7 protein-coding genes are annotated in these 7,923 nt (G+C 63.4%); 1 reads left to right on the top strand and 6 read right to left on the bottom strand.

Features of this window, described 5'->3' with window-relative positions; genetic code table 11:
* Positions 1–340: 340 nt before the first annotated feature.
* Complete coding sequence (locus VSX60_RS21505) at positions 341–2,038, bottom strand: DUF882 domain-containing protein (protein WP_327626297.1); 1,698 nt, start codon at positions 2,036–2,038, stop codon at positions 341–343.
* 246 nt (positions 2,039–2,284) lie between these two features.
* On the bottom strand, positions 2,285–3,769 hold the full coding sequence (locus VSX60_RS21500; protein ID WP_327626296.1) for a sigma-54-dependent transcriptional regulator: 1,485 nt from the start codon (positions 3,767–3,769) through the stop codon (positions 2,285–2,287).
* Positions 3,770–3,947: 178 nt separating this feature from the next.
* Between VSX60_RS21500 and VSX60_RS21495 the strand changes: the two genes are divergently transcribed.
* Complete coding sequence (locus tag VSX60_RS21495) at positions 3,948–5,777, top strand: M3 family oligoendopeptidase (protein ID WP_327626298.1); 1,830 nt, start codon at positions 3,948–3,950, stop codon at positions 5,775–5,777.
* A gap of 93 nt (positions 5,778–5,870) precedes the next feature.
* Here the strand turns inward: VSX60_RS21495 and VSX60_RS21490 are convergent, their stop codons facing one another.
* The 4 genes from VSX60_RS21490 to VSX60_RS21475 all read right to left on the bottom strand — a co-directional run bounded on the left by VSX60_RS21490 (position 5,871) and on the right by VSX60_RS21475 (position 7,816).
* Positions 5,871–6,707, bottom strand: a complete 837-nt coding sequence (locus VSX60_RS21490; RefSeq protein ID WP_327626295.1) for an IS5 family transposase — start codon at positions 6,705–6,707, stop codon at positions 5,871–5,873.
* A 77-nt stretch (positions 6,708–6,784) separates the two neighbouring features.
* A complete protein-coding gene (locus VSX60_RS21485; RefSeq protein WP_327626294.1) occupies positions 6,785–7,060 on the bottom strand; it encodes a helix-turn-helix domain-containing protein in 276 nt (91 codons plus the stop codon).
* The gene (locus VSX60_RS21480; protein WP_327626293.1) at positions 7,053–7,313 is read right to left on the bottom strand and encodes a BrnT family toxin; all 261 of its coding nucleotides are present in this window, start codon (positions 7,311–7,313) and stop codon (positions 7,053–7,055) included. Before VSX60_RS21480 ends, VSX60_RS21485 begins: the two co-directional genes overlap by 8 nt.
* 86 nt (positions 7,314–7,399) lie before the next feature.
* The gene (locus tag VSX60_RS21475; RefSeq protein WP_327626292.1) at positions 7,400–7,816 is read right to left on the bottom strand and encodes a small ribosomal subunit Rsm22 family protein; all 417 of its coding nucleotides are present in this window, start codon (positions 7,814–7,816) and stop codon (positions 7,400–7,402) included.
* Between the last annotated feature and the right edge of the window lie 107 nt (positions 7,817–7,923).

The following is a 7,923-nucleotide window of genomic DNA, read 5'->3' as shown; positions in this document are numbered from 1 at the left end:
AAATCTGATGAAACAGCCTTTCCCATAGAGCACCTCCTGCTCACAGAGAATCAAACCGAACATCAAATGGGAACCCGTCGATTCAAATTATTCGCCGGATGCTCTAGCCCCTGGGGCGGCCATTGCGGCAAGTCCTGTTAAGCACACCGCTCTCGAACAAACGCCGCTCGTCCCAAAGTCCGCGTGGCGCATGCTTTTCTGGCCGTACGCGGGCTTTCGCAAGTACGGCTCCGCGCATCAGAGCATCAGACGGCCACGAAGAACGCGCCCGGCTGAATTGACCCGGTCGAGTGTCGATATCGCCGGATCGTCCAGGTTTCTTGACCGGATAACCGAGCGGTTACTGTTTGAGCTTGACCAGTGGCAGGAAATTCACGGCGGAGCCGGAAAAGCGATCGGTCTTGCCTGTCGCGGTGGAGGGCGTGAAGCCGGCCGCGAATAGCGTCCGTGGCAGATCACCGACGAGCCGGCCCGTATCGGGATTGCTCGTCGCCATCTGTTCGGCTCGACGATTGGGATCGGACACGAGCGAAGCGATTTCGATCCGCGAGTTGATCGCCTGCTGCGGGTCGACCCGCGTCGACTTCGCGGTCGGCTTCGCCGCAACCCGCATAACCCGATCACCCTTGCCGTCGCTAGAGGTGTTGCCGTCTCGCGAGGTCGTCATCGCCTTCGGCCGGGAGCGAGCCGGGGGCGTCACCGCCGCGACTTTCATCATCGCCGCAGGCTGCGCCGTCTTCGGCTCGATCACCGGTCGCGCCACGGGCATCGCCGCCGCGACGACGCTTTCGATCGCTTGCCGCGTCGCAGCGGAAGGAGCTTTGTCGGTCTTCAACAAATCGTCGAACACCGGCCGGTCGCGCGGCGTCGGCACGACATAGGCCAGTTGACCGCTGGCCGCCGTCTCCGCCGCTTGTGCCTCGAGAGCCGCGACCAGAGTGGAAACAGAATCCGACGAGGGTCCAACGGCCCGCGAGGCGGGCGCCTCCGAGCCGGCTGTCAGCGTTTGCGCGGTGGCGCGCACGGGTGCCCAGGTAGGAACCGGAATTCGCGCCGCGTCGAGGGATGCGACGACGGTCGACGCTTCCGGCGCGCTCATATTCGCCGGCGTTCCGGTGTCGAAGCGATCGCCGACCGGCATGGTGACGCCACCGGGCAGCGATGGCCGGGACTGCGGAACAGCGGAAGCCAACGCGACCGCCGGGGCGGGAGCCGCGCGGCTCGGAGCGGCGCGGCTCGGCGCCGCCACTGCTTCCGCATCGTCTTCCGCTTCGTCGCTGCCGCCACCGAACAGCATGGCCAGCAGCGTCTTGCCGCCGCCGGACGAGCCGGAACTGGCGTTGGCGACCTGGATTTCAGAGGCCCCGCGGCGCTGCTTGTACGACGCCAGCGCCTGCTGGTAGCCGGGCAGCGGCTTGCCGTCCGAGGGAACATGAACGGTGTTGCCATTCGGAAAGACCGCTAGCAGCTGCTTGCGGTTCATGCGCGGCCAGTGCCGGGCGTTGCCAACGTCGAAATGCACGAACGGCGAACCGGATCGAGGGTAGTAACCGACGCCGCCGACCTGCATCTTCAGGCCGATCTCACGCATCCTCGCCAGCGGAACGTCGGGAATTTGAAAGTCGAGCGCCTTGCCAAGCGTGTGCTGACTCTTCTTGGCAACGCCTGAAGACCGTGAGCGCAGTAGCGAGTTGGTGCCGGGCGATCGATAGCCGGAGATCACGTTGATGTTGGCGCGTGAGCCGGACTGGCGATACGCCTCCCAGATCACGTCCATCAAGCGGGGATCCATGTTCGTCGGCTCGGACTTGCGCCAATCCCGGAGAAACCAGTTGATCTTCTTTAGTTCGGAACGGTCGTAGCGACCGTTGCGCTTATAGGCGAAGCTCGCTTTTTCCTTGGTATGGAGATTGTAGAATTTGAGAACCCTTGTTTCCGCCTGCGCCGCGGTGACCGCGCTGACGGCCAGAAGGGACAAAGCTGCGAACGTCGCGATGCGCCAGGCCCTGCGGCCGACACGAGCGGTATGTCCGAACATGCGGTCTTCCCCTCAATGATGGCGTCCTTCCCCGTAAAAAATCCCCCGGGGCTGGCACCGTCTTAGAAACTGTTTCCACGCTCGTCTAGTTTTGCTCAAACTGCGGCATGAAAATGACAGTCATGGAACTTTCTATGGATTTTGAGGGGAAAGCGTTAAGCTTGGATTAAGTTTAACTTGCCCGCCCAAGGACGGGCCGCGGGTTTGCACCGCCAAACTCGGCGGCGACCAGATGACGCAGAGACATCAGTCTACCGCGATATTATAGGCACGCAGCTTTCGGTAGAGCGTCGAGCGCCCGATGCCGAGCCGCCGCGCGATCTCGCTCATCCTGCCCCCGTATTGAGCCATGGCGAGCCGGATCAGGTCTGCCTCCACCTCCTCCATGCGGCGGATTTGTCCGTTCGCGTCGCGGAGCGGGAAAGCCGGGGCGTCGCGCCGCCGTTCGTTACCGCTCCAGGGTTTCTCCATCTGTTCAGATGCCGGCGGTTCCCGATGGTCCGTGCCGGGGTCCTCGGACCAAGCCGGCTTCGCCGGATCGGCAGCGAGAAGCGCCGCGATCTGCGGAAAGTCGACCGCGAGGAGGGTCTCGTTGTCGCTCAACACCACGGCGCGATGGATGGTATTTTCCAACTGGCGGATATTGCCCGGCCAGTCGTAGCGGCACAGAACCGCGATGGCCTCCTCGGACAGACGGCGGACCCGGGTGCCGCGCTCTAGACCGACGAAGTGCGCGACGAAGCCACGCGCCAGCGCCGAAATTTCGCCGCGACGCTCGCGCAGCGGTGGGACGCGAAGTTCGAATGCGTTGAGGCGATAGTAAAGATCCTCGCGAAACCGCCCCGCAGCAACCGCTGCCGCGAGATCGCGATTGGTCGCGGAGATGATCCTGACATCTGTCTTTATCGGCGTCTTGCTTCCGACCGGGTCGATCTCGCCGTCTTGCAGCACCCTCAAGAGCTTGACCTGGGCACTGGCGGACAATTCACCGACCTCGTCTAGAAACAGCGTTCCTCCGTCGGCCTCGATGAATTTGCCCTCATGGCGCGCGGTCGCGTCGGTGAATGCGCCCTTGGCATGGCCGAACAGGATGCTTTCGACGAGATCGGTTGGCATCGCGCCGCAATTGACGGGAACGAAGGCAGCCTTGGCGCGGTCCCCATGCGCCTGGATCGCGCGGGCAAGCCATTCCTTGCCGACGCCGGTCTCACCTTCGATCAGGACCGGTATATTGGACGCCGCGGCTTTTGCCGCGCTCGCGAGCACGGGACGCAGCGCCGCGGATGCGGCAGAGCCGTCGATGCTCGGCGCCGCGGCGGCCGCGGCGGTATCTGCCTGGCCGCGTCGCCGTGTCGCGGCGCGCATCCGCAGTGCATTGTCGAGAGCGGCTCGCAGCTTTTCCGGCGAGACCGGTTTGACGACGAAGTCGAAGGCGCCGGCGCGCATCGCCTCGACCACGGTGTCGACCGATCCCTTGGCGGTCTGGACGATGATCGGAATATCCATCCCCCGGCGCCGCATCTCGGCCATCACCTCGATGCCGCTCATGTCCGGCATCATCAGATCGAGGACGATCGCGCCGATCTGCCCTGCCTCACCGTTTGCCAGTGCATCGAGGGCCGCGCGTCCGCCGCCGCACGACACGGGCCGGAGTCCCGCACGCGCCACTTGAGCATCGAGCAGGCGTCGCTGTATGGGATCATCATCGACGATGAGTACGGATTGGGTCATGTCGGCCTCCGGTCTCGTCTTGTCGCGAGAATGACCCAATCTGACACGCGCCGCTAAAATTCGACTGAACAAGCAAGACTAACGAAGCGCTGTTGATTTCGGTCTGATTTGAACGACATGGCAGCTACCGGCCCTCCCCGTCGCCCAGCCCGACCCTTCGCCAACGAGATCGATGTTCATGACCCAAAGCTTTTCCCCGACCCGCTCGGCAACCGAAGCAGCCGCCGCAGACGCTGACGCGCTGCCGGAGTGGAATTTGGCCGATCTCTATCCGGCGATGGATAGCGCCGAACTCAAGAGCGATCTGGAAAAGGCACGAGACAAGGCCGAGACCTTCCAGAATCGCTGGCGCGGCCGGCTTGCCGAGGCCGCTCGCGGCGAAGGCGAAGGCCTGGCGGCGGCGGTCGTCGAATTCGAGACGCTGGAAGAACTGCTGGGCCGGATCATCTCCTATGCGGGGCTGGTTTATTCCGGCGACACCTCGGACCCGGCGCGAGCGAAGTTCTACGGCGATATCCAGTCGAGCGTCACCGACATCTCCTCGCGGCTCCTGTTCTTCCCGCTGGAGCTCAACCGAATCGCGGATGCCGAGATGGATGCAGCCATGGAGCGGGATCCCGCCTTGGCGCATTATCGTCCCTGGATCGTCGACCTGCGGAAAGACAAGCCGTTCCAGCTCGAGGATCGCGTCGAGGAATTGTTTCACGAAAAGGCGATCACCGGCCGCGGCGCCTGGAATCGTCTCTACGACGAGACGCTGACCTCGCTGCGCTTCACCGTCGACGGCGACGATCTGGCGCTCGAAGCCACCTTGAACCTCTTGCAGGACCCCGAGCGCGAGAAGCGGCGCAAGGCGGCGAGCGCCCTCGCCAATGTCTTCAGCGAGAATTTGCGTGTCTTCACCCTGATCACCAATACCCTCTCCAAGGACAAGGAGATCTCCGATCGCTGGCGGGGTTTCGAGGATGTCGCCGACTCGCGCCATCTCGCCAACCGGGTCGAGCGCGAGGTCGTGGACGCGCTGTCGGAGGCTGTGAGCGATGCCTATCCGGCGATTTCCCATCGCTACTACGCCATGAAGGCGAAATGGCTGGGACTGGACGTTCTGGAATACTGGGATCGGAACGCCCCCCTGCCCGATTCCACCCGCCGCGACATCTCCTGGGACGAAGCGCGCCAGACTGTGCTGTCGGCCTATTCCGGCTTTGCCCCGGAGATGGCGACGATCGCCGACCGCTTCTTCGCCAATGACTGGATCGACGCGGCGAACCGCCCCGGCAAATCGCCGGGCGCCTTCGCGCATCCGACGGTGCCGAGCGTCCACCCCTATGTGCTGCTCAACTACATGGGCAAGCCGCGCGATGTCATGACGCTCGCGCATGAGTTGGGCCACGGCGTCCACCAGGTACTCGCCGGCCGGCAGGGCGCGTTGATGGCGGCGACGCCGCTGACATTGGCCGAGACCGCCTCGGTGTTCGGCGAGATGCTGACCTTTCGCTCGCTGCTCGAGCAGGCCAAGACCAAGGCCGAGCGCAAGACGCTGCTGGCCTCCAAGGTCGAGGACATGATCAACACGGTGGTCCGGCAGATCGCCTTCTATCAGTTCGAGCGGGCACTGCACGAAGAGCGCCGGCAGGGCGAACTGACGACCGAGCGGATCGGCGAAATCTGGCTGGAGGTCCAGACCCGCAGCCTCGGCCCGGCGCTGCGCCTCGGCGATGGCTACGACACCTACTGGACCTATGTCCCGCACTTCATTCACTCGCCCTTCTACGTCTATGCCTATGCGTTCGGCGACTGCCTGGTGAATTCGCTTTACGCGGTCTACCGCAATTCCGAGACGGGCTTTCAGGAGAAGTATTTCGAGATGCTGAAGGCCGGCGGCACCAAGCACCATTCCGAGCTTTTGAAGCCCTTCGGCCTCGACGCCTCCGATCCCGCCTTCTGGTCGAAGGGTCTGGCGATGATTTCCGGCTTCATCGACGAATTGGAGGCGATGGACGATTGATCGGGGCGGCCGGCGAAGGACCGACCCACTGCGACGCCCGCTTTTTCGCTCAGCCTCGCAACGGTCCGGTGCCTTAGAGCCTGATTCAAAAGTTCAGCAATATATCCAATATCTTGCGATGCGCCTCGTGAGCATTCGGATGCTGGCGATGAGCGTCCAGGCCGTTGCGCTTTCGATTGATCGCTCCCAATCCTTGGCGAGACGGCGGCATCGGCCGAGCCAGGCGAAGGTCCGCTCCACCACCCAGCGGCGCGGCAGAACCTCGAAACCCTTGGCCGTGTCCGATCGCTTGATGATCTCGATCGTCCAGTCGCCGTGTCCGCGCAGCGAGCGCTTCAGCTTGTCGCCGGCATAGCCGCCATCGGCGAAGATGTGGCGCAGCCACGGAAAGCGATAGCGCAGCGACTTCAGCACCGTCGTGGCGCCGTCACGGTCCTGGATGCCGGCGGAATGAATGACGACCGTCAGCATCAGACCGAGCGTGTCGGTCGCGATGTGGCGCTTGCGTCCCTTGATCTTCTTTCCCGCGTCATACCCGCAAACGCCACCGCTTTCGGTGGTTTTGACACTCTGGCTATCGATCACGCCCGCTGTCGGACTGGCCTCACGCTCTTCCAGTTCGCGAGCGCCGATCACCAGAAGGCCGTTGATCGTTGAAAGAAGCGCGCTGTCGCGCCAGTCGTAGAAATAGCCGCGAACCGTGGAGGCTGGTGGAAAATCCGTGGGCAACATGCGCCACTGGCAACCACTCGACGCGATGTAGAGGATGGCGTTCATCACCTCCCGCAGACATGTCGTCCGCGGCCTGCCGCCGCGCTTGGCCGGTGGCAGCATCGGCCCGATCAACGCCCATTCCCGATCCGTCAAATCGCTTGGATAGCGAACGCATCTGCGGCTATGCTCAAGCCGAGCGGTATCATCCCAGGCCATCTCGATTCCCCATCGTCTCGACAACGTAGGGGAATCACAACCTGCTGATATCGCTCAACTCCTTTTCGCTCAGGCTCTTAGGCCGCGCTTTGCCGTTGCAGGCGCTGCCGCATGCCATCGGGATCGTCGTAGATGATGTTGATCATGTGCTGCGCGAAGGCGTCCGGCTCGGTCCGGCGCTGTTCCCAGTTTTGGAGCGTCGCGCACGGAACGCGCAAAAGCGCCGCGAAGTCGCGCTGGCTCAGGCTCAAGCGCGCGCGCGTCGCCTGAAGTTTCAAAGCGCTGTCCAGGGGCGCGGCATCGAATGCGCTCCAGTCAGGACTTGGATCGGGATACGTCGGATTGTCAGCCAAAGCGTGCTCGCTCCCGTTGGTTTGCCTTGCGTACGGAGATGATCCGGGGACCCTCTTCGCGCACCGTATAGACGCAGACGTAAAGCCGACCATCGATACGGCCGAAACAAACGATTCGACGCTCCCCGTACTCGAAGCGCGTATCCTCAAATTCGATGACACGCCCGGCGATGATGTCGAAGCCGAGTTTGAGAGAAAGACCACGCTCCGTGCGGTTGCGGCGGTCCTTTTTCGGATCGAACGGCTCCGTCATGATCGATCATCATACGCTAACAGCGGACAGCAGACCAGCCCATGCCACGGTTTGTCGATCGTTTCGCCAATCCACGGGTTCCCCCCTCATTCCAGGGCATCACCCCAGTCGAGGCGGCGGGCGGTGCGGAACATTTCGCCCTCGCGCTTGGTGACGAGCCGCTCCCGCAACTGCCCGTCGGACGTACAGAGTTTCAACTGCACCTTGCCGCTGCCGCTTCGGGGCGAGGCCAGGACGCGGGCGGTCAATGGCACGGCCGGTCGGCGGGCGACCGCCAGATAGGCGAATTTCTCGTCCTCGTAGGGAACCGTCCCGCGCTTGGCGAGACGGTGAGTGCGCGAGCGGGCGACCCGTTGAGCGAAATGGCACCAGTCGGGCGCGGCGACAGGACAGACTTTGGCATGCGGACACGGCGCCAGCAGCTGCGCGCCCCCGGCCAGCAGCTGTTCGCGCGCGGCGAGGACGCGTTGCCAGCCAGCCGGTGTGCCGGGTTCGACAATCACTAGAGCGTCAGGCGATTAATCTGCAACATAGCCAGCGGCCTTGAGGTAGTTCCAACATTCTTCGGGCTCGAACAGGTCGCAGATGTTGCCGACTGCACGCCAGAGAT

This window comes from Aurantimonas sp. A3-2-R12, assembly GCF_036016755.1.
Taxonomy (GTDB): Bacteria; Pseudomonadota; Alphaproteobacteria; order Rhizobiales; family Rhizobiaceae; genus Aurantimonas; species Aurantimonas coralicida_A.
The sequence above is the reverse complement of the archived record's forward strand: the minus strand, read 5'-3'. Positions and strand labels throughout refer to the sequence as shown.

Bases quoted from the DNA above. Each gene is read 5' to 3' on its own strand.
- VSX60_RS21500 (WP_327626296.1), bottom strand. From the start codon at position 3,769: ATGACCCAATCCGTACTCATCGTCGATGATGATCCCATACAGCGACGC.
- VSX60_RS21505 (WP_327626297.1), bottom strand. From the start codon at position 2,038: ATGTTCGGACATACCGCTCGTGTCGGCCGCAGGGCCTGGCGCATCGCG.
- VSX60_RS21495 (WP_327626298.1), top strand. From the start codon at position 3,948: ATGACCCAAAGCTTTTCCCCGACCCGCTCGGCAACCGAAGCAGCCGCC.
- VSX60_RS21480 (WP_327626293.1), bottom strand. From the start codon at position 7,313: ATGACGGAGCCGTTCGATCCGAAAAAGGACCGCCGCAACCGCACGGAG.
- VSX60_RS21490 (WP_327626295.1), bottom strand. From the start codon at position 6,707: ATGGCCTGGGATGATACCGCTCGGCTTGAGCATAGCCGCAGATGCGTT.